The sequence below is a fragment of the Comamonas koreensis genome (assembly GCF_014076495.1).
Lineage (GTDB): Bacteria > Pseudomonadota > Gammaproteobacteria > Burkholderiales > Burkholderiaceae_C > Comamonas > Comamonas squillarum.
Genome location: NZ_CP043575.1, coordinates 4885744 through 4906487 on the forward strand (window position 1 = coordinate 4885744; position 20744 = coordinate 4906487).

The 20744-nt window shown below is 66.1% G+C and carries 14 protein-coding genes and 1 other RNA gene; 6 read left to right on the forward strand and 9 right to left on the reverse strand.

The window, feature by feature from the left end:
- Window positions 1-100: 100 nt before the first annotated feature.
- Window positions 101-1798 carry an MBL fold metallo-hydrolase gene (locus F0Q04_RS22360; RefSeq protein ID WP_182343597.1) on the reverse strand — a complete coding sequence of 566 codons (1698 nt, stop codon included), beginning with the start codon at window positions 1796-1798 and terminating at the stop codon, window positions 101-103.
- Window positions 1799-1972: 174 nt separating this feature from the next.
- Between F0Q04_RS22360 and dapF the strand changes: the two genes are divergently transcribed.
- The 3 genes from dapF (at window position 1973) to F0Q04_RS22375 (ending at window position 4535) form a co-directional block, all read left to right on the forward strand.
- Window positions 1973-2845 (forward strand): diaminopimelate epimerase, encoded by an 873-nt coding sequence (dapF, locus tag F0Q04_RS22365; RefSeq protein ID WP_116926513.1) that lies wholly within the window; start codon window positions 1973-1975, stop codon window positions 2843-2845.
- A gap of 65 nt (window positions 2846-2910) precedes the next feature.
- On the forward strand, window positions 2911-3600 hold the full coding sequence (locus F0Q04_RS22370) for a DUF484 family protein (RefSeq protein WP_116926514.1): 690 nt from the start codon (window positions 2911-2913) through the stop codon (window positions 3598-3600).
- A 5-nt stretch (window positions 3601-3605) separates the two neighbouring features.
- On the forward strand, window positions 3606-4535 hold the full coding sequence (locus F0Q04_RS22375; protein ID WP_182343599.1) for a tyrosine recombinase XerC: 930 nt from the start codon (window positions 3606-3608) through the stop codon (window positions 4533-4535).
- A gap of 68 nt (window positions 4536-4603) precedes the next feature.
- Here the strand turns inward: F0Q04_RS22375 and rnpB are convergent.
- Together rnpB and F0Q04_RS22385 are read right to left on the reverse strand one after the other, a co-directional pair.
- Window positions 4604-4943, reverse strand: an RNA gene (gene rnpB / locus F0Q04_RS22380) — RNase P RNA component class A.
- A 91-nt stretch (window positions 4944-5034) separates the two neighbouring features.
- Entirely contained in the window at window positions 5035-5832 is a 798-nt protein-coding gene (locus F0Q04_RS22385) for an AraC family transcriptional regulator (RefSeq protein WP_116926564.1), read from the reverse strand.
- Window positions 5833-5960: 128 nt separating this feature from the next.
- On the opposite strand from F0Q04_RS22385, the gene F0Q04_RS22390 reads away from it, so the two are divergent.
- Window positions 5961-6863 carry a DMT family transporter gene (locus F0Q04_RS22390; protein ID WP_182343601.1) on the forward strand — a complete coding sequence of 301 codons (903 nt, stop codon included), beginning with the start codon at window positions 5961-5963 and terminating at the stop codon, window positions 6861-6863.
- 4 nt (window positions 6864-6867) lie between these two features.
- Here F0Q04_RS22390 and F0Q04_RS22395 read toward each other — a convergent pair whose 3' ends face one another.
- Window positions 6868-7149 (reverse strand): hypothetical protein, encoded by a 282-nt coding sequence (locus F0Q04_RS22395; RefSeq protein ID WP_232539446.1) that lies wholly within the window; start codon window positions 7147-7149, stop codon window positions 6868-6870.
- Window positions 7150-7259: 110 nt separating this feature from the next.
- On the opposite strand from F0Q04_RS22395, the gene cysK reads away from it, so the two are divergent.
- Both cysK and putP read left to right on the forward strand, forming a co-directional pair.
- Complete coding sequence (cysK, locus tag F0Q04_RS22400; protein WP_182343603.1) at window positions 7260-8177, forward strand: cysteine synthase A; 918 nt, start codon at window positions 7260-7262, stop codon at window positions 8175-8177.
- Between the two features lie 264 nt (window positions 8178-8441).
- Window positions 8442-9941, forward strand: coding sequence for a sodium/proline symporter PutP (gene putP / locus F0Q04_RS22405; protein WP_182343605.1), 1500 nt, complete (start codon window positions 8442-8444; stop codon window positions 9939-9941).
- A gap of 65 nt (window positions 9942-10006) precedes the next feature.
- On the opposite strand, the gene F0Q04_RS22410 is transcribed toward putP, so the two are convergent.
- The 5 genes from F0Q04_RS22410 to uvrA form a co-directional block, all read right to left on the reverse strand.
- The gene (locus F0Q04_RS22410; RefSeq protein WP_116926518.1) at window positions 10007-11560 is read right to left on the reverse strand and encodes a tripartite tricarboxylate transporter permease; all 1554 of its coding nucleotides are present in this window, start codon (window positions 11558-11560) and stop codon (window positions 10007-10009) included.
- A gap of 3 nt (window positions 11561-11563) precedes the next feature.
- Window positions 11564-12046 carry a tripartite tricarboxylate transporter TctB family protein gene (locus F0Q04_RS22415; RefSeq protein ID WP_232539447.1) on the reverse strand — a complete coding sequence of 161 codons (483 nt, stop codon included), beginning with the start codon at window positions 12044-12046 and terminating at the stop codon, window positions 11564-11566.
- 198 nt (window positions 12047-12244) lie between these two features.
- Entirely contained in the window at window positions 12245-13780 is a 1536-nt protein-coding gene (locus tag F0Q04_RS22420) for a sensor histidine kinase (protein ID WP_182343607.1), read from the reverse strand.
- 5 nt (window positions 13781-13785) lie between these two features.
- A complete protein-coding gene (locus tag F0Q04_RS22425) occupies window positions 13786-14484 on the reverse strand; it encodes a response regulator (RefSeq protein ID WP_182343609.1) in 699 nt (232 codons plus the stop codon).
- A gap of 272 nt (window positions 14485-14756) precedes the next feature.
- Window positions 14757-20720 carry an excinuclease ABC subunit UvrA gene (gene uvrA / locus F0Q04_RS22430; RefSeq protein WP_182343611.1) on the reverse strand — a complete coding sequence of 1988 codons (5964 nt, stop codon included), beginning with the start codon at window positions 20718-20720 and terminating at the stop codon, window positions 14757-14759.
- Between the last annotated feature and the right edge of the window lie 24 nt (window positions 20721-20744).

The following is a 20744-nucleotide window of genomic DNA, read 5'->3' on the forward strand; positions in this document are numbered from 1 at the left end:
GCTGGGCCCCCCCTAGCATCCCCTCCCACAAAGACACTGTCGCGGCGCGAGGAGACATTGAACAGGTTCTATGCACTTGGGCGCAAGGCCCAAGCCTGCCTCACATCCCGCGAATATGCTCCACATGCGCCAGCAGTGAGCGCTTGGCCACCGGCCAAAGCCGCTCGGGCGTGTCGGCATAGGCGATGGCCACCCAGTCTTCCGGCGTGCCATCGGGCGCCTGGGCCATGGCATCGCGCACCTTCTCTTCGCGCGCCATGCGGTGCGCATGCAGCTTGGCAATCACCTGCAGCGGCTGGGCCAGCACATAGCCATGGGCCGGCAGGATAAAGCCGATCTGCCCTTGCTCGCAGGCGCTGGCCAGCTTGGCGAGCGATGCCAGGTAGAGGCGCATATTGCCGTCGGGCGGGTCCACCACCGTCGTGCTGCCGTTCAGGATATGGTCGCCGCTGAACAGCAGGCCGTCTTCTTCCAGCACCAGGCAGACATGGTTGGCCGCATGGCCTGGCGTGTGCAGCACGCGCAGGCTGTGGCTGCGCGCCGGGTCGCTAGGGTGTGCCAGCTGCAGCACCTGGCCGTCCTGCAGCGCCTGGTCCGGCGTGAACTGGCTGCCGGCCCTTGCAGTGCAGGCAGAAGCCAGCCCCCAGATCACCGGTTTGCTGCGCCCTGCCTGGGCCACCAGCGCCTGCAGCGGCGCCGCGCCCGGTGAGTGGTCGGGATGCGAATGGGTGCAGACGATGGCGCGGATATCGCCCCCGGTGGCGGCCAGGATGCGCGCCAGGTGCGGGTCGTCCTGCGGCTGCGGCTTGGGGCCGGGGTCGACCACGATGTAGCCGGTCTCGGCATCACCGACCAGATAGGTGTTGGTGCCCGGGCCGGTCATCGTGCCGCCGTTGTCGGCCGTCAGGCGCTGCACGTTCTTCAACAGCGGCACCGGCTGAGCGCTCTGCCAGCCCAGCGCATGGTGCAGCTGGCCATCGGGGCAGACCAGGGCCAGCTCGCCATAGGCAGTCTCATGCTCCATAAAACGCCGCACCTCGCCATCGACCATCGCGCCACGCGGCATCGACTGCCACAGCCATTGGCCCGGCTGCACCTGCTGCAGCGCCTGCAGCACATCAAGCAGCGCCTGCACCGTGGGGTAGGCGGCCAGGCGCTCCAGGGTGACCCGGGTGGGGAACATCACCGTCATCTGCCCATCGGCTGCGCGCTGCAAGGCCTGCGCGGGGTGCACCCACAGCGCCTCGAACTGTTCGGTGTCGTCGGTGACCGGTTCCTGGCCCTCGGGCATGCGTGCCACGAAGAAGGGCACATCAAAGCGGATCGGTATTTCCTGCGCGGCCGTCCATCGTGCCAGCGGCCACAGCATATCGGCCGCCAAGGTCAGCCCCAGCGCCGCGCACTGGGGCAGCAGCGGCTGGCTGCGGTCCATGCCCGCCACCTCGGCCTGGCTGGCCCAGCGGCCATCGGCGTGGCGGGCCAGCAGCACGCCCATCTCCTCCAGGCTCTCGCGGATCGCGGCCTGGGCATAGGTCAGCTCCTCGGTGGTCTGCGCCGTGCGGCGCGCCAGCAGGTCGTGGTGCAGGGCATCGCTGGCATCGACGGCGCCACCGGGGAACACATAGTGCCCCGCCGCAAAGCGGGCCTGGTCGGAGCGGCGCGACATCAGCACCTCCAGCCGCGTCGCACCCGGCCCGCCTTGGGGGTCTGGCGCATCGCGCAGGAACAAGGCCGTGGCGGCTGCGCGGGCCGGTGCGGGCTCGCGTTGCGCATGGAGAAGCTGGCTGGAACGGGTCATGGGGCCATTATCAACACTTGCATGGCCGGGCTGTGTCACCGGCAGGGCGGGCGGGGCTGGCGCAGGCCCCAGACTGTCCGCATCTGCAACCTCGGCGCACGCCACGGTTGACAGCTTCTTGCGCCCTCTGCCCCGTTGCGCATCGGACCGGGCCCAAAAAGCGATAATAGCCAGATGGACATCCGTTTTACCAAGATGCAAGGCGCCGGCAATGATTTTGTCGTGCTCGACGAGACCGCCGGCCCGCTGGGTCTGCGTGCCGACCAGTACCGCTTTCTGGCCGACCGCCATTTTGGCGTGGGCGCCGACCAGATCCTGACGGTGCGGCCCTCGCCCGCCCCTGGGATCGATTTCGAATACCTGATCCACAACGCCGATGGCGGCGAGGTGGAGCAATGCGGCAATGGCGCGCGCTGTTTTGCCCGTTTTGTGTATGACAAGGGCCTGACCGACAAGCAGGCGATCCGGGTCCAGACCCAAAAAGGCGTGATCGCCCCCGAGTTGATGGCCGATGGCCGCGTCACCGTGAACATGGGCCAGCCACGCCTGGTGCCAGAAGACGTCCCCTTCAACACCAGCGGCCTCACGCCGGTGGCCCAGCACCACACGCAGAAATGGCCGTTGGCGCTGCAGGTGCCGGTCGATCCAACTACCGTGTTCATCGTGCCCGTGTCCATGGGCAACCCGCATGCGGTGATGCTGGTCGACGATGTGGATACCGCGCCGGTCGAATCCCAAGGCCCGGTACTGGAATCCCACCCGCGCTTTCCCGAGCGCGTGAATGTCGGCTTTTTGCAGGTGCAAACGGCGCATCAGGTGCGGCTGCGGGTGTTCGAGCGCGGCACCGGCGAGACCCTGGCCTGCGGCACCGGCGCCTGCGCGGCGGTGGTGGCCGGCATTGAGCTGGGCCTGCTGCAAAGCCCGGTGGATGTGCAGACCCGGGGCGGCCTGCTGACCATTGCCTGGAGCGGCCAGGCCGCCGACCCGGTGATGATGACCGGCCCGGCCACGACGGTGTTCGAAGGTGAGATCAGCATTCCGGACTAGTCTTAGCGCGGCATACTGCGGTGACCGAACGAGGAGACGGCGAACAGCCGATACGAGAGAGACCGATGAGCGCAAACAACCAGGTTCCCCCCATTACCGAAGAAGACATCGCCGAGTTCCTGGTGCAGACACCGGATTTCTTCGAGCGCCAGGCCCAGGTACTGACCGGCGTGCACATGGTCAGCCCCTACGGCAACCGCACCGTCAGCCTGCAGGAGCGCCAGGCCGAGATGCTGCGCGACAAGATCAAGGGCCTGGAGCACCGCATCATGGACATGATGCGCAACGGCAGCCAGAACCACCACACCATCGACCGCATCCACCACTGGACCTGCGATGTGGTCAAGACCCGCAACCCGCTGCAGCTGCCCGAGGTGATTGCCGAGAGCTTGATGCAGCACTTCGAGGTGCCCCAGGTCGCGCTGCGGCTGTGGGATGTGGCCGAGACCTACCTGAACGAGCCCTTTGCCCAGGGCGTGAGCGCCGATGCCCGCAGCTTTGCCAGCTCGCTGTCCACCCCCTACTGCGGCCCCAATGTTGGCGTCGAGCCGGCCGGCTGGCTGCCCGACAGCGCCCAGGTGCAGTCGGTGGTGCTGCTGCCGCTGCGCGATGGCGCCATCCTGGGCGACACGCCTGCCTGGGGCCTGCTGGTACTGGGCTCGCCCGATCCGGCCCGCTTCCAGGCCGACATGGACACCGACCTGCTCGAGCGCATTGGCGAGATCGCCGCCAGCGTGCTCTGCCGCCTGCGCTAGTTCCCATGGACACCGCCGCGCTCAGCGCCCCCATGCTCCAGTACCTGGAGCATGTGCGCGTGCAAAAGCGGCTGGCGCCACGCACCCACACGCTCTACACGCTGGATTTGCAGCGCCTGTCGGCCATGGCGGCCGAAGCCCATACCGAGGTGCTGCAGCTCGGCCCCCAGCACATCCGCCGCTTTGTCGCGCAGATGCATGCGGCTGGCCGCAGCGGCCGGGGCATTGCGCTGATCTTGAGCGGCTGGCGCGGCTTTTTTACCTGGGCCGGCCGCGAAGGCCTGGTCGAGCGCAACCCGGTGCAGGATGTGCGCGCCCCCAAATCCCCCAAGCCGCTGCCCAAGGCCTTGTCGGTCGACGATGCCGTGCGCTTTGCCGAATCCAGCCAGGCCCAGGGCGACCCCTGGGTGCAGGCGCGCGACAGCGCGATGGTTGAGCTGCTCTACGGCAGTGGCCTGCGTGTGGGCGAGCTGGTGGGCCTGGATACCGCCGCCAGCGTGCAGGCGCTGGGCTGGATCGATAGGGACGCAGCCGAGGCCCATGTGCTGGGCAAGGGCAGCAAGCGCCGCGTGGTGCCGGTGGGCAAGGCCGCGCTGGCCGCGCTGCAGGCTTGGCTGGCCGTGCGCGACCAGGTGGCGCCCTGCGATGCGGCGCTGTTCATCGGCGTGCGCGGCGCCCGCCTGTCGGCCGCCAGCGTCTGGCAGCGCCTGCGCGAGCGCAGCCTGGTTGCCGGCATGACCACCCCCGTGCACCCGCACATGCTGCGCCACTCCTTTGCCAGCCATGTGCTGCAGTCCAGCCAGGATTTGCGCGCCGTGCAGGAGCTGCTGGGCCACGCCAGCATCACCACCACCCAGGTCTATACCCGGCTGGATTTTCAGCACTTGGCCCAGGTCTACGACCAGGCCCATCCGCGCGCCCGTAAAAAGGACTGAGTCCGCCGAGCTCAAAAAGACAAAACGGCCACCGATCTACATCGGAGGCCGTTTTATTCAAGATCAAAGTGTGAAGTCTGCCGATAAGCCGGATTCTGTGCACCTGGGTTGCCCCAGGCGTGACCGCCATTACTCTGGGCCGGGTGTCGCCACCACGGCTCGACGCTACCTACCCGCCAACTCTGCGGAACCACATCAACGCTGGCCTACTTGGTATTGCTGCGCGTAGAGATTGCCCGTTTCACCCCGAGTGGTTTACCTTGCGGTACGCCCCCCGGACTCGTCTCTGTTGCTCTGATCCTCACCTCACGGTGGGCAGCCGTTAGCTGCTACGCTGTCCTGTGCAGTCCGGACGTTCCTCCAGTGCGGCCTTTCGGCACTAGCACCAGCGGCGGTCTGGCAGGCTTCACAGGCGTGATTATTCCACCGAATGGCGCCTGCCCGCGCGAGCCGCACAAAAACTGCAGGCCGCCGCCGGGGTAAATGCAGTGTTGCCGCCCTACTCCGCCACCGCGCTGCTGAACTCACGCCGGAACTGCTCGGGCGGCATGCCCGCTGCGCGCTGGAACATCGCGATAAAGGCCGAGGCCGTGCTGTAGCCCAGGTCAAAGGCAATCTCCTGCACCGTCCGGCCCTGGCCCAGCGCATCCACCGCGCAAAGGTGGCGCAGGCGCTGGCGCCATTCGGCCAGGCCCATGCCCAGCTCCTGGTGGCAGTGGCGCGCCAAGGTGCGCTCGGTCATATGCACCGAGGCCGCCCACTCGGCCATCGTGCGGCGGCTGCCGGGCTCGGCCTTGAGGGCATCGAGCACGCTGACGAGCGCCCGGGTCTGGGCGGCGGGCAAAAAACTGTGCTCCGAGGGCGCCAGCCGCAGCTGGTCCACCATCACTTCGGCCAGGCGCAGGTCCTCGGGCGCCGCGGGCCGGCGTATGTCGCGCTGGGCCAGATCGGCCAGGATGCTGCGCACGATGGCGCTGATGCGCAGGATGCAGGCCTGCTGGGGCAGGCCCGTGCACAGCGCTGGCTGCACATAAAACGAGCGGTAGACGGCAGCCTGCGGCACATAGCAGTTGTGCTCGACGGCCGGCGGTATCCAGATGCCGTACTGCGGCGGCGCCACCAGCTGCCGGCCCTGGGTGACGATGGTCATCGTGCCATGCGAGGTGTAGTTCAGATGGCCCAGCCGGTGGCGGTGCGCATCGGCAAAACTGCCGGCGGCAAACTCGTCGTAGCGCACCAGATAGGGTGCGGTCTCCTGGTCCACGTCGTAGATCTTCAGTGCCTGGCCTGTCGCCATCGTGGCTCCTTGCAGCATCCGGCCAGCGCAACATGTCTGGCTTGGTGCATCAAATGTCTGATTACAGCTATAGGCTTTAAACCTGCCACAGCGATGATAGCAGCCAGACGTTTTTAAGTTCTACTCCCATGCAATACCTGTATCCGCTGCTCGCGGTCCTGATCTGGTCGGGCAACACCGTCGTCAGCAAACAAGCCGCTGGCGCCATCGCCCCCATTGAAATCGGCTTTTTGCGCTGGGTGCTGGCGGTGCTGCTGGTCACCCCCGTGCTGCTGCCGGCGGTCTGGCGCAACCGCGAGGCCATCCGGTGCCATGCCGGCCAGATCCTGGTGCTGGGCATTTTGGGCATGGTGGTCTACCAAAGCTGCGCCTACTTTGCCGCCGCGTACACCACGGCCACACACATGGGCATCATCCTGACCCTGTCGCCGCTGGTGGTGCTGGGCATCTGCGTAGGCCTGCTCGGCCAGGTGCTGACGGCCGGCGGCGCCATCGGCTCGGTGCTGGCCTTTGCCGGGGTGGTGCTGGTGATCAGCGAAGGGCATCCCGCATCGCTGCTGGACCACGGCATCAACCGCGGCGATCTGCTGATGCTGCTGGCCTGCCTGGCCTATGCGGCCTACAACATCCTGCTCAAGCGCTGGGCCATGCCGCGCGTGCCCAGCTGGCAGCTGCTGTACCTGCAGATGGTGGTGGCCATGTTCGCCCAACTGCCGTTCTACCTGGCCTCGCCCAAGGTCGGACTCAATGCGGACAACTGGTACCTGGTCGCGTATGCCGGCACCATGGCCTCGATTGTGGCCACCTGGATGTGGATGACCGCTGTCGCCAAGCTCGGGCCCAGCCGCTCGATCATGTTCTTCAACCTGACCCCGCTGCTGACGGCGCTGATCGCCTCGGCCTGGGCCAAGGAGCAGTTGCACAGCTACCTGTGGATCGGCGGGGCGATGACCATTTTGGGCGTGCTGCTGGCCGAGTTGTGGAAAACGCCACTGCGCCGCGCCAGGGACGCGGCCAGCAGCGTGGTCTGACCTTTCAGCCCATCGACAAAAGGTCGTAGATGATCCTGGCCATCAGCGCCAGCAGGCCACAGACCGATACCAGCATCAGCCAGGGCGCCCAGACCTTGTCGCGCCAGGAAAAGCCCAGCAGCAGGCTGACGCAGCAGACGCCCAGCAGAACCAGGGTGGTGTTGAAACTCAGCAAACGGCCTCCTTGCACGGCGATGATGTTCAGTGCCCATCTTCGGTCGATGGGCTGCTGGCGGTATTGACAGCCATCAAGGAAAGACCGGTGGGCGGGTGTCTGTAGTCCCATGTCGTTAAGAACATCTTGGACATATTGATATTCCAGCCGGAATGATCAACTGCGTCACAATGGTTCAGCTATTTCCACCCCCTTGTTCATCCTGATCCGCTGGAGGCACCATGAAAGTTGAGAATATTCTGCACACCATTGGCAATACGCCGGTGGTCCATATCAACCGCTTGTTCGGCGCTGGCGCCCAGGTCTGGATCAAGTCCGAGCGCAGCAATCCCGGCGGCTCCATCAAGGACCGCATCGCGCTGGCGATGATCGAAGATGCCGAAAAGACCGGCGCGCTCAAGCCCGGCGGCACCATCATCGAGCCCACCAGCGGCAACACCGGCGTGGGCCTGGCGCTCGTCGCCGCCGTCAAGGGCTACAAGCTCATCCTGGTGATGCCCGAGAGCATGTCCATCGAGCGCCGCCGCCTGATGCTGGCCTATGGCGCCAGCTTTGACCTGACCCCCAAGGAAAAAGGCATGAAGGGCGCGATCGCCCGCGCCGAAGAGCTGGCCGCCCAAACCCCAGGCTCGTGGATTCCGCAGCAGTTCGAAAACCCGGCCAACACGGCGGTGCATGAGCGCACCACCGCCCAAGAGCTGCTGGCCGATTTCCCCGATGGCATCGATGTGCTGATCACCGGTGTCGGCACTGGTGGCCATTTGTCGGGCGTGGCCCATGTGCTCAAGGCCAAGTTCCCGCAGCTCAAGGTCTATGCCGTCGAGCCCACCGCATCGCCCGTCATTTCGGGCGGCCAACCAGCCCCCCACCCGATCCAGGGCATTGGCGCCGGCTTTATCCCGCGCAACCTCGATACCAGCGTGCTCGACGGCGTGATCCAGGTCGATGCCGAGCCCGCCCGTGAATACGCGCGCCGCGCGGCCCGCGAAGAAGGCCTGCTGGTCGGCATCTCGTCGGGTGCCACGCTGGCCGCCATTGCACAAAAGCTGCCCGATCTGCCCCCCAACGCCAAAGTGCTGGGCTTTGCCTATGACACCGGCGAGCGCTACCTGTCGGTGGAAGGCTTTCTGCCGGCCTGATCACCGCCCACGGCGCTCCGCCCACTGCTGCCCCTGGCCTCCTGGCCAGGGGCTTTTTTATTACCTATCGTCACATCAAAATAGATAAGGCTGGTTAATTTCGGGGAGCAGCCGTGCCATATTGCAGGCCGGGCGCGTTTTTCACCCCGGGTCTTTGCCGGCTCTCTTCTGCCGCCATTCCGATGGGTTCATACCCGGCCCCTGGCCAAGGCTACGCACCCGCTCTTCCACCCCGAAATACCACAACACCAAGGAGGCTCAGTGATGCAATTTTCCTGGAACGATCCCACGGCGATCATGTTCGCCATCTACCTGGTGGCCATGCTCGCCATCGGCTGGCTCGGCTACCTAGGCACGAAGAACCTGTCCGACTACATCCTGGGCGGCCGCAGCCTGGGCAGTTTTGTGACTGCACTCTCGGCCGGGGCCTCGGACATGAGCGGCTGGCTGCTGATGGGCCTGCCCGGGGCCATCTACGCCACCGGTCTGTCCGAATCCTGGATTGCGATCGGGCTGGTCTTCGGCGCCTACCTCAACTGGTTCTTTGTAGCTGGCCGCCTGCGCCTCTACACCGAGCGTGCCGGCAATGCGCTGACCTTGCCCGACTACCTGGCCAACCGCTTTGAGGACCGCAGCAACGTGCTGCGCATCGTTACCGCGCTGGTCATCCTGGTGTTCTTCACGCTGTACTGCGCATCGGGCGTCGTTGCAGGCGCGCGCCTGTTCGAGAACATGTTCGGCATGCCCTACACCACCGCGCTGTGGGTGGGCGCAGCTTGCACCATCGCCTATGTGCTGATTGGCGGCTTTCTGGCCGTGAGCTGGACCGACACCATCCAGGCCTCGCTGATGATCACCGCGCTGCTGCTGGCACCGGTGATTGCCTGGCTGGCCGTGCAGGGCCAGCTGCAGCCCGGCCAGGACCTGCATGCCATCGTCGCGGCAGAAAAGTTCGATCTGCTGCGCGGCGCCAGCGTTGCGGGCATCGCCTCGCTGCTGGCCTGGGGCCTGGGCTACTTTGGCCAGCCGCATATCCTGGTGCGCTTCATGGCCGCCTCATCGGTGCAGACCATTCCGGCCGCACGCCGCATCAGCATGGCCTGGATGGTGCTGTGCCTGGGCGGTGCCGTGGCGGTGGGCTTTATCGGCATTCCGTATTTCGCCGCCCACCCGGAAGGCGCTGCCGCGGTGAACGCCAATGCCGAGACCGTGTTCATGGAGATCACCAAGCAGCTGTTCAACCCCTGGATTGCCGGCGCCTTGCTGGCCGCCATCCTGGCTGCGGTGATGAGCACCTTGTCCTGCCAGCTGCTGGTGTGCTCCAGCGCGCTGACCGAAGACATCTACCGCGTCTTTGTGCGCAAGCAGGCGAGCCAGACCGAGCTGGTCTGGGTGGGCCGCGCGATGGTGCTGCTGGTAGCGCTGATTGCCATTGCCATTGCGAGCAACCCCGAGGCCAAGGTGCTGGGCATGGTGAGCTACGCCTGGGCGGGTTTTGGTGCAGCCTTTGGCCCGGTCATCATCCTGTCCTTGTTCTGGAGCCGCATGACGCGTGGCGGCGCACTGGCCGGCATCATCGTCGGGGCCGTCACCGTGCTGGTCTGGAAGCAGCTTGGCTGGCTGGGCCTGTACGAGATCATCCCCGGTTTTGCCTTCGCCTGGATCGCCGCTGTGGTCGTGAGCCGCATGGGCCCGCCGCCTTCGACCACCATGCAGCAGGCCCATGCCGATGTAGAGCGCGAGTTCTCCCAACTGCAGCGCTGATCGCCTCTTAGTACCCCAAAGCAAAGGCCGCTCCGAGGAGCGGCTTTTGCTTGGGGCAGCGAGCCTTACTTGGCCACCACCACGCCAGCGTCCGAGGTCTCCTGCGCGATGGCCTGGGCCACCTTACTCACGCCCGAGCGCTTGCGCCAGGCCGACCAGGTCACGGCAGCGAGCAGGAACAGGCTGATGCAGACAAAGGTCGCGCTGATGGGGCGCTGCATGAAGACCATCATGTCGCCACGGGACAGCAGAAGCGCACGGCGGAAGTTCTCCTCCATCATCGGCCCCAGCACAAAGCCCAGCATGATGGGGGCGACAGAGAAGTCCAGCACCATCAAGACGGCGCCGATGATGCCGAAGGCCAGCACCTCCCAGATATGGAACAGGCTGTTTTGCGTGGTGAACACACCCACTGCAATGAAGAACATCGCCGAAGGGAACAGGTACTTGTACGGCACGGCCAGCATCTTGACCCAGACGCCGATCAGCGGCACGTTCAGAATCATCAAGATCACATTACCGATCCAGAAGCTGGCGATCAGGCCCCAGAAAATGTCCGGATGCTCGGTGATCAGCTGAGGACCGGGCTGAATGCCCTGGATCAGCAGCGCGCCCAGCAGCAGCGCCATCACCGCATCACCGGGAATGCCCAGGCTCATGGTCGGGATGAAGTCCACCTGGGTCTTCGAGTGCGCGGAGGCCTCGGGGGCTGCCACGCCAGCGATCATGCCGGTACCAAAACGGCTTGGGTCCTTGGCCACCTTTTGCTCCAGCGCATAGGCGATGAAGGTGGTGATGGTCGGGCCCGTGCCGGGCATCGCACCAAACAAGGTGCCCACGGCCGTGCCGCGCACCATCGGCCAGAAGGCTTCCTTGAGCTCGGCCATCGAAGGGCGCATGTCACGGATGCGCATCTTGGTGTTGCTGGTGATCGCCTTCATCTTGTTGACGTTGAGCAGGAAGTCGGCAATACCGAACAAGCCCATCGCCACCGCCACCATCTCCAGGCCATCGCTCAGGTCCGGGATGTCGAACGCAAAGCGGAAGGTGCCGCTGTTCACGTCGGTGCCAACGATGCCGCAGAGCAGGCCGAACAAGGTCATCGCCACGCCCTTGAGCGGCGAGCCGCGCGACATGGTCGAGCCCGCCAGCAGGCCCAGCAGCATGATGGAGAACAGCTCGGCCGGGCCAAACTTGAACGCGATCGTGGTCAGCAGTGGCGAGGCGAAGATCATCACGATGATGCCGACCGAGGCCGCAAAGAACGAGCAGATCATCGTGATCCCCAGCGCCGTTCCGCCCTTGCCCTTCTTGGTCATTGGGTAGCCGTCCAGGCAGGTCACTGCATGGGGCGGGTGCGATGGCAGGTTCAGCAAGATTGCGCCGATGGCGCCGCCGTACTGGGAGCCGTAGAAGATACCGGCCAGCATCAGGATGGCAGGCACCGGATGCATGGTGTAGGTCAGTGGCAGCAGAATGGAGATCGCCGACAGCGCGCCCATGCCCGGCAATACGCCGATCAGGTTGCCCACCAGCACGCCGAAAAACGACCACATCAGGTTATGGCCCTGGAAGGCGATGCCAAAGCCGTACCAGAGGTCTTGCAATGCTTGTCCCATGGCTTACATCCCCCACCTGACCAGCGGCATCTGCACCTGCAGCGCCCACCAGAAAATCACCACGGCGACGATCATCATCGACATGGCCAGCACGAAGCAGGCCATCACGCTGTTGCTGCGGTCACCCAAAGCACAGATAAACACGATGGCAAAGGTCGCGGGCAGCAGGCCCAGGTATTCGCCACAGAAGTAAAAGGCAATGGTGCCCAGGATGATGCAAGCAGCGCCCCGGAAATCGGGAATCTCATGCTTGTGTCCCACCAGCGCCGCCTCGTCGCCGGTGCCTGTTTTCTTGGCGTTCAGCGCGATCAGCACGCCCGTGAGCGCCAGCAAAATGCCGACCGCAAACGGGAAGTAGCCCGGACCCATGTGGGCCAGCGAGCCAATGTTGTAGCTTTGCGCCGCATAGGCCGCGCTGCCACCGAGCAGGATCATCAGCGCGCCGCCGTAGTAATCCTTGTTGTAGTTCTTGCCGCCGGCGCTCATGGCCGCTCCTTGGCGGGCGCCCGGCGCCCCTGCACACCCGCAAGGGTGGACCTGTGTTGACCCATGTTCGTCTCCTTTTCTTACAACTTGCGCGGAAAGTCTAGAAAACGAAGCTGCCAAACACCTGCCAAATGTCAGAGGGGGCCGCAAAATACGTAAATCTACTTAGCGAAAACAGTCCCGCAAAGGACAGCGCGCTCAGGCGGGATCGCGGGCCACAGGCAGGCGCACCAGGGCGGTCAGCCCCCGGCCGGCAACGCCATCACGGGCCTCGCCATCGTCCAGCAGCAGCTCACCGTGGAAGCGCTGCACATAGGCCCGGGCAATGGCCAGGCCCAGGCCCGATCCGCCCGGCGCCTGCGCAGCATCAGGCTGCAAGCGGCTAAAGCGCGCAAAGGCGCGCTCACGGTCCTCGGGCGCAATGCCGGGGCCGTTGTCCTGCACGCGGATCTGCACCCAGGCCCCGTCACGCTGCACCGAGACATTGATGCGGCCCCGGGCTGGCGTGTAGGCAATCGCGTTGTGCACCAGGTTGGCCAGCAGCTCATAGACGGCGGTGGCGGGGGCCTGCACTGCTGCGGCCATCGCGGCGCCCGGGTCGGCCTCGCCCTCGGCATCGCCCTCAAAATCCTGGCCACGCACATCGATCCAGCCCAGGTCCTGCTGCTTGTCCAGCGCCAGCGGCAGGTAGGCCAGCACCACCTCACGCGCCACCGTATTGGCGTCGCAGACCTCGCCCTCCCGGGCCTGCTGCACGGCAGGCTGGCTGGCATGGGCCAGCGCCAGCAGCTGCTCGGACACGCGGCGGCCGCGCTGCAGTTGCTGGAGCATGCTGCGCAAGCTCGCCTGCACGGCCTCGGGATCGGTCTCGCGCAGCGCATAGGCGGCCTGCGTGCTCAGAATGGCCAGCGGCGTGCGCAGCTGGTGCGAGGCATCGGCCAGAAACTGGCGCTGCTGGGCCAGCGCATCGCGCTGCTGCGCCAGGTGCAGGTTCATCGCATCAACCAGCGGCCGCACCTCACCGGGCACGGCCTCGGTGGCCAGCGGCTGCAGGTCATCGCTGCGGCGCTGCTGCACGGCGCGGCGCAAGGCCTGGAGCGGGCGCAGGCCCCAGGCCACGCCCAGCCACACCACCAGAACCAGCACCAGCAAGGTGCGCCCATCGCGCAGCAGGCTGTCCCACATCAGGCTGCGCACCGTGCGCTCAATGCCGGCGCTGGTCTGCGCCGTCTGGATCAGCACGCGCCACTCCTGGCCCGACTGGTCATGCAGCACCCGCAGCAGCGCCAGCACCCGCACCGGCTGGTGGTCCACTTCAGCGGCGTACGACACCCGCGTGTCATCGTCTGCCGCGCGGAATGGGCGGCTGGGGTCGGCCGGGTCATGCGCGGGTTCTGGGAACTGGGCGGCGCCCAGCAACAGGCGCTGCTGGGCCCCGTCGGGGGTTTGCATCTGCACCCGCAAAAACTTGCGCCGGCTGCTGAGCACCTCGAACATCGAGATGATGTGCAGGGGCTCGTCCAGGCTCAGCTGTCCGTCACTGTCCCAACGCAGGTTGTCCGACAGCGCCTGGGCCGGCTCCAACAGACTCTGGTCATAGGCGCGCTCGAGCTCGCGTGCCAGGCTGACGCTGTCGCGCCAGCTGTCGAGCACCAGCAGGGCCATCAGCACGGGCACCAGCACCCAGAGGAGGCGCAAACGCAGGCCCGGGGAAGAACGCAGGCGCCAGCCCATGGTGGTCAGGAGGAAAGTGGATTGCCCGGGCTTTTGGGCACCAGGGTTTCGAGCATGTAGCCCAAGCCCCGCACGGTCACGATATGCACATCGCCGCCCGCGAGCTTGCGCCGCACCCGGTGCAGCACCTGCTCGATGGCATCGGGGCTGACGCTGCTGTCCTGCGGGAAGACCTTGGCCGTCAGCTTGGACTTGCCCACCGGCGCGCCGGTGCGCGCCATCAGCGCTTCGAGCGCTGCATGCTCACGCGGCGTCAGCGCCAGCATCTGCTCGGCCAGCCAGAAGGTGCGGTGGTTGCTGTCGTAGCGCAGCGAGCCGCATTGCTGCATGGCCTGCACCCGGCCCTGGCTGCGCCGGTGCAGCGCCGCCAGGCGCGCCTCCAGCTCGGCCACATCGAAAGGCTTGGTCAGGTAGTCATCGGCTCCCCGGTGCAGGCCTTCGACGCGGTCCTGCACCGCCCCTTGCGCGGTCAGCACCAGCACCGGCTCACGCCGGCCCTGGCCGCGCATGGCCGAGAGCCAGTCAAAGCCATGCTGGTCGGGCAGTTGCAAATCGAGCACCACCACATCAAAGGGGCCGTCAGGCAGCAGGCGCGTGGCCATCGCCGCATGCGCGGCATGCACCGCCTCGATGTTCGATTGTTTGAGGGCGCGCACCAGCCAGGCGGCCATCTCCAGCTCGTCTTCAATCAGCAATATGCGCATGCTTGCTCGCCAGAATTCAGGGGTTCAGAAAACCGCGATCATACGTCGCTGGGCAGCGGTATCCAGCGCCCCTTGATCTCTACTCCTGGATAGGCGATGGAATGCCGGGCGTGGGCACTGGTGGTGGTTGTACCGGGGCGGGGTCTTTGACAGGCGGGGCTTCCGGGTGCCGGGGGTCAATATGCATCAAGGGCTCCTTGCAGGTGATGTTGCGATTGTGCCCAGGCCCGGCAGGGCGCGCTGTCAGCAAACGCCCTGCCGCCACGCCGCAGTCAGCGCGCCAGCACCGGCGCCAGCGCCTTGCCGGTATGCGTGCCCGCGTGGACCAGGTCCTCGGGCGTACCAGTAGCAACAATGCGGCCACCGGCATTGCCGCCCTCGGGCCCCAGGTCGATCACCCAGTCGGCCTCGGCAATCACATCCAGGTCATGCTCGATGACCACCACACTGTGGCCGGCATCGACCAGGCGGTGCAGCACATGGATCAGCTTGTCAACATCGGCCATGTGCAGGCCCACGGTGGGCTCATCGAGCACATACAAGGTGTGGGGCGCCTTGTTGCCCCGGCGCGTGATGTCATCGCGCACCTTGGTCAGCTCGGTCACCAGCTTGATGCGCTGCGCCTCGCCACCCGACAAGGTGGGCGACGGCTGACCCAGGGTCAGATAACCCAGGCCCACATCCTGCAGCAGCTGCAGCGGATGGGCGATGCTGGGCATGCTGGCAAAGAACAGCACCGCCTCGTCGACCTCCATCTGCAGCACTTCGCCAATGCTCTTGCCGCGCCAGGTGACCGCCAGCGTTTCGGGGCTGAAGCGGGCGCCATGGCAGACCTCGCAAGGCACCTTCACATCGGGCAGAAAGCTCATCTCGATGGTGCGCATGCCCTGGCCCTCGCAGGCCGGGCAGCGGCCTTCGCCGGTGTTGAAGGAGAAACGCCCGGCCGCATAGCCGCGCGCCTTGGCCTCCAGCGTCTCAGCAAACAGCTTGCGGATCGTGTCCCAAAAACCGATATAGGTCGCAGGGCAGGAGCGCGGCGTCTTGCCAATCGGCGTCTGGTCCACTTCCAGCACCCGGTCGATGCCCTCAAAGCCCTGCAGGCCCTTGCAGCCCAAGAGCGCCGGCGCCTTGCCGGCATCCATGTCATCGCGCCCCGCCTTGGTGGCGCGCTGGCCGACCCAGGCGGTCACATTGGTGAGAAGCACATCGCGCGCCAGCGTGGATTTGCCCGAGCCCGACACCCCCGTCACGGCCACCAGGCGCTTGAGCGGTACGCGCACATCCACGTTCTGCAGGTTGTGCAGGTGGGCGCCCAGCACGGACAGCCAGTGCAGCGGCGCCATCGCATCGGCGCGGGCCGGCGCGGCCAGCGCGGCATTGGCCTGGGCGCTGTCGGCGGCCAGCGCGGCAGCGGCGTCGGCGGCGATCTGCTTCTTGGTGCGCTTTTTGGCGACGGGCGCTGCGTCGTCTGCGGGCGATGACAACACCGCATCGGCCACGCCATGCACCAGGCGGCGCGGCTGGAAGGGGTGGCGCATCGCATGCAGCAGGTAGCGGCCGGTCTGCGAGTCGGCCGCATCCATCACATCCTGCGTCGTGCCTTGGGCCACCAGGCGGCCGCCGCGCTTGCCGGCGCTAGGGCCGATGTCGATCACATGGTCGGCGCGGCGGATCGTGTCCTCGTCATGCTCCACCACCACCAGCGTATTGCCCTTGGCGCCCAGCTTGTGCAGCGCGTTGAGCAGGATATGGTTGTCGCGCGCATGCAGGCCAATCGTGGGCTCGTCGAGCACATAGCAGACGCCTTGCAGATTGCTGCCCAGCTGCGCGGCCAGGCGAATGCGCTGCGCCTCGCCGCCCGACAAGGTGGGCGCGCCCCGGTCCAGCGTCAGATAGCCCAGGCCCACCTCTTCCAGAAAGGCCAGGCGGCTGTGGATCTCGGGCACCAGGTCGCGGGCGATATCGCTTTCGCGGCCCGACAGCACCAGGCCCTCGATCCAGAGCCGCACATCGGTGACCGACAGGCGGGCGATCGACGAGATCGACTGGCCGTGGAACAGCACCGCACGGGCGGTGGCATTGAGGCGCGTGCCCTGGCAGGTCGGGCAGGTGGTTTCGCCCACATCCTCGGCCTCGGGCTCTTCAAAGCTCTGCTCGCGGCCCCGGTTGTCCTGGCTCATCACCGAATCGTCATAGACCTTGCGCTGGTCCTTAGTCAGCTTGACGCCGGTGCCCACGCAGTCGGGGCACCAGCCATGCTTGCTGTTGTAGGAGAACAAACGCGGGTCCAGCTCGGCATAGCTGGTGGCGCAGACCGGGCAGGCGCGCTTGGTGGAGAACACCTGCAGCTGGCCAATGGCGGATGTGTCGCTGCCCGTCTGCATCGCCGCTTCCAGGGTGCCGATGGCCGAGAGCACATGCAGCACGCCCTTGCCCAGCTCCAGCGCCGTGGCGAGCTTGTCGCGCAGCAGGGCCTCGTTCTCGGGCCTGATCTCGATGCTGGCCACCGGCAGCTCGACCGTGTGCTCCTTGAAGCGGTCCAGGCGCGGAAAGCCGGTGGTCGGCAGGAACTGGCCATCGACGCGCAGATGGGTGTAGCCACGCGGCCGCGCCCAGTCCGCCAGCTCGGTGTAGACGCCCTTGCGCGCGACCACCAGCGGGGCCATCAGGCCAATGAGCTGGCCGCGGTACTGCGTCATCAGCTGCGCGGCAATGCTCTCGGGGGTTTGCGGCTGGACCGCTGCGCCATCCTTGGTGCAATGCTGCACGCCCAGCTTCACGTAGAGCAGGCGCAGAAAATGCCAGACCTCGGTCGTGGTGCCCACCGTGGATTTGCGCCCGCCGCGCGAGAGGCGCTGCTCGATCGCCACCGTCGGCGGGATGCCGTAGACCGCATCGACCTCGGGGCGGCCCGCCGGTTGCACGATGGAACGCGCATAGGCGTTGAGCGATTCGAGGTAGCGGCGCTGGCCTTCGTTGAACAGGATGTCAAACGCCAGGGTCGATTTTCCCGAGCCCGACACGCCGGTGACGACGTTGAACTTGCCACGCGGAATGTCCACGCTCAGGTTCTTCAGGTTGTGCTCCTTGGCATTGATGATCTGAATGCTGTTGCCCGGCCCGGGCAGCGCCGCAGCTTGCGCTGCAGGCGCCAGCGCATAGGCCGGCCGCTGCTCGCGCACTTCGTGGGGCTGGCCATCGCCGCGCTCACCCAGCATGGCCAGCTCGTAGTCGCGCAGCGCCTGCGCGGTGTAGGAGCGGCCGGACTTGCGCACCTCCTCGGGCGTGCCCTCTTCCACCACCTTGCCGCCGTCTTCGCCAGCATCGGGGCCCAGGTCGATCAGCCAGTCGCTGGCACGGATCACATCGAGGTTGTGCTCGATGACGATCAGCGAATGGCCGGCTTCGAGCAGCTTGCGCAGTGCGCGCATCAGCTTGGCAATGTCTTCAAAATGCAGGCCGGTGGTGGGCTCGTCAAACAGGAACAAGGTGCCCTTACGCGCCAGCGTTTGCTTGGATTTGGAGGCGCTCTTGGCGGCCTCGGCCAGAAAGCCGGCGAGCTTGAGGCGCTGGGCCTCGCCACCCGACAAGGTCGGCACCGGCTGGCCCAGCTTCACATATTCCAGCCCCACATCGACGATGGGCTGCAGCGCGCGAATCACCTCGCGGTCCTTGGCGAACAGCGCGGCCGCCTCGCTGACAGTCAGTTCCAGCACATCGGCCACGTTCATCAAGCGGCCATCGCGCTCGATGCGCACTTCCAGAATCTCGGCGCGGTAGCGCTTGCCGTCGCAATCTGGGCAGCGCAGGTAGACGTCGGAGAGGAACTGCATCTCCACATGCTCAAAGCCCGAGCCGCCACAGGTCGGGCAGCGGCCATCACCGCTGTTGAAGCTGAACTTGCCGGCGGTATAGCCGCGCTGCAAGGACAGCGGCGCGGTCGCAAACAGCTCGCGCACCGCATCCCAGGCGCCCACATAGCTGACCGGGTTGGAGCGCGCGGTCTTGCCAATCGGTGACTGGTCAACAAAGACGATATCGGACAGGTGGTCAGCGCCCAGCAGGCGCTGGTGCGCGCCAGCCAGCTCGGTGGGCTTGCCAAAATGGCGCATCAAGGCAGGGGCCAGCACGTCCTGAATCAGTGTGGACTTGCCCGAACCCGACACGCCGGTGACCACCACCAGGCGCTGGAGCGGAAAATCCACCGACACGTTCTGCAGGTTGTGCTCGGTCGCGCCTTCCAGAATCAGGCGCGGCGTGCTCTCGGTCACCATGCGCTTGGCGCCCATGCCCACCTGCTTGCGGCCGCCCAGGTAGGCACCAGTCAGCGTATCGGCATGGCGCAGCTCGGCCGGGGTGCCGTCAAACACGATCTGGCCGCCCTTCTCGCCCGGGCCTGGGCCCATGTCGATCATGCGGTCGGCGGCAAACATCACCGCCGGGTCGTGTTCCACCACCACCAGGGTGTTGCCGGCATCACGCAGCCGCTTCATCGCGACGGTGATGCGCTCCATATCGCGCGGGTGCAGGCCGATCGAGGGCTCGTCCAGCACGAACAAGGTGTTGACCAGCGAGGTGCCCAGGGCCGTGGTCAGGTTGATGCGCTGCACCTCGCCACCACTCAGCGTGCGGCTCTGGCGGTCCAGGGTCAGGTAGCCAATACCGACATCGCAGAGGTAGAGCAGGCGGTTGCTGATTTCCTCATGCAGCAGGCGCAGCGCCTGCGCGTCGCCATCGTTGCTGCGGCGGATATCCATGCTGGCAAAGAACTGGCGCAGCCGCACGATGGGCAGCAGCATCAGGTCGTGCAGGCTCAGGCCGGGCAAGGCCTCCAGCTGCTCGCGGCTCCAGGCCACACCGCGCGGCATGAAGCGCTGGGCCGGCGGCAAGGCCGCATCGGCATCGGCCTTCGATCCCACGCGCCACAGCAGGCTCTCGGTCTTGAGGCGTGCACCGCCACAGACCGGGCACGGCGTGTAGCTGCGGTACTTGGACAGCAAGACGCGGATATGCATCTTGTAGGACTTGGTTTCCAGGTACTCGAAATAGCGGCGGATGCCGTACCACTGGCGGCTCCAGTTACCGTCCTTGTAGCCCTCTTCGCCATGGATGACCCAGTCCTTCTGCGCCTCGGTCAGCTTGGCCCAGGCGGTGTCGCGGGGAATGCCCTGCGCCTCGGCATGGCGCATCAGATCGTCCTGGATCTCCTTCCAGGCCGGCGTCTGGATCGGCTTGATCACGCCGGTGCGCAAGGTCAGCTTGTCGTTGGGAATCACCAGGCCCCAGTCCACGCCAATGACCCGGCCAAAACCCCGGCAGGCATCGCAGGCGCCCACGGCCGAGTTGAACGAGAACATCGACGGCGTCGGCTCGCGGTAGCGCAGGCCGCTTTCCGGGCAATGCAGACCGGAAGAGAACTTCCACAACGCGGGCTCGGCGGCGTTGCCGTCCGCACCGGCCTCGGCCATGGCATAGACCGTCATCTGGCCGCTGCCGCGCTTCAGGGCCACCTCGATGGCCTCGATCACGCGCGCCTTCTCGGCCTTGCTGAGGCGAAAGCGATCCGCCACCACATCGAGCAGCTTGACCCTCTGGGGCGCCTCTACCGCGGCCTGCTTGCCGGCCTTGGGCTTTTTCTTGCTGCTGTCCACGGCCGCTGCCTGCCGCACCACATCGACCTCGCGCTCGGCCTGCACCTTGGTAAAGCCACTGGCCGACAGCCACTGCTCGACCTGCTCGGCGCTGGTGTTGGCCGGCAGCTCGACCGGAAAGGTGATCACGATGCGCGGGTCATCGGCCTGGCTGCGCTGCAGCAACTGCTCGTAAATGCTCTCGGGCGTGTCATGCTGCACCGGCAAGGCGGCCTGCTGGTCAAACAGATGGCCGGCGCGTGCCACCAGCAGCTTCAGGTGGTCGTTGAGCTCGGTCATCGTGCCCACCGTGGAGCGCGAGCTGCGCACCGGGTTGGTCTGGTCAATCGCAATGGCGGGCGGCACGCCTTCGACCTTGTCCACGGCCGGCTTGTCCATGCGGTCCAGAAACTGGCGCGCATAGGCGCTGAAGGTTTCAACATAGCGGCGCTGACCCTCGGCATACAAGGTGTCGAACACCAGGCTGGATTTGCCCGAGCCGCTGGGCCCGGTCACCACGGTCAACTCCCCCGTGCGGATATCCAGATCCAGATTCTTGAGGTTGTGCTGACGCGCACCACGGATGCGAATGATTTCCTGAGACATACCGATGAGCTATCCAGTAATTCG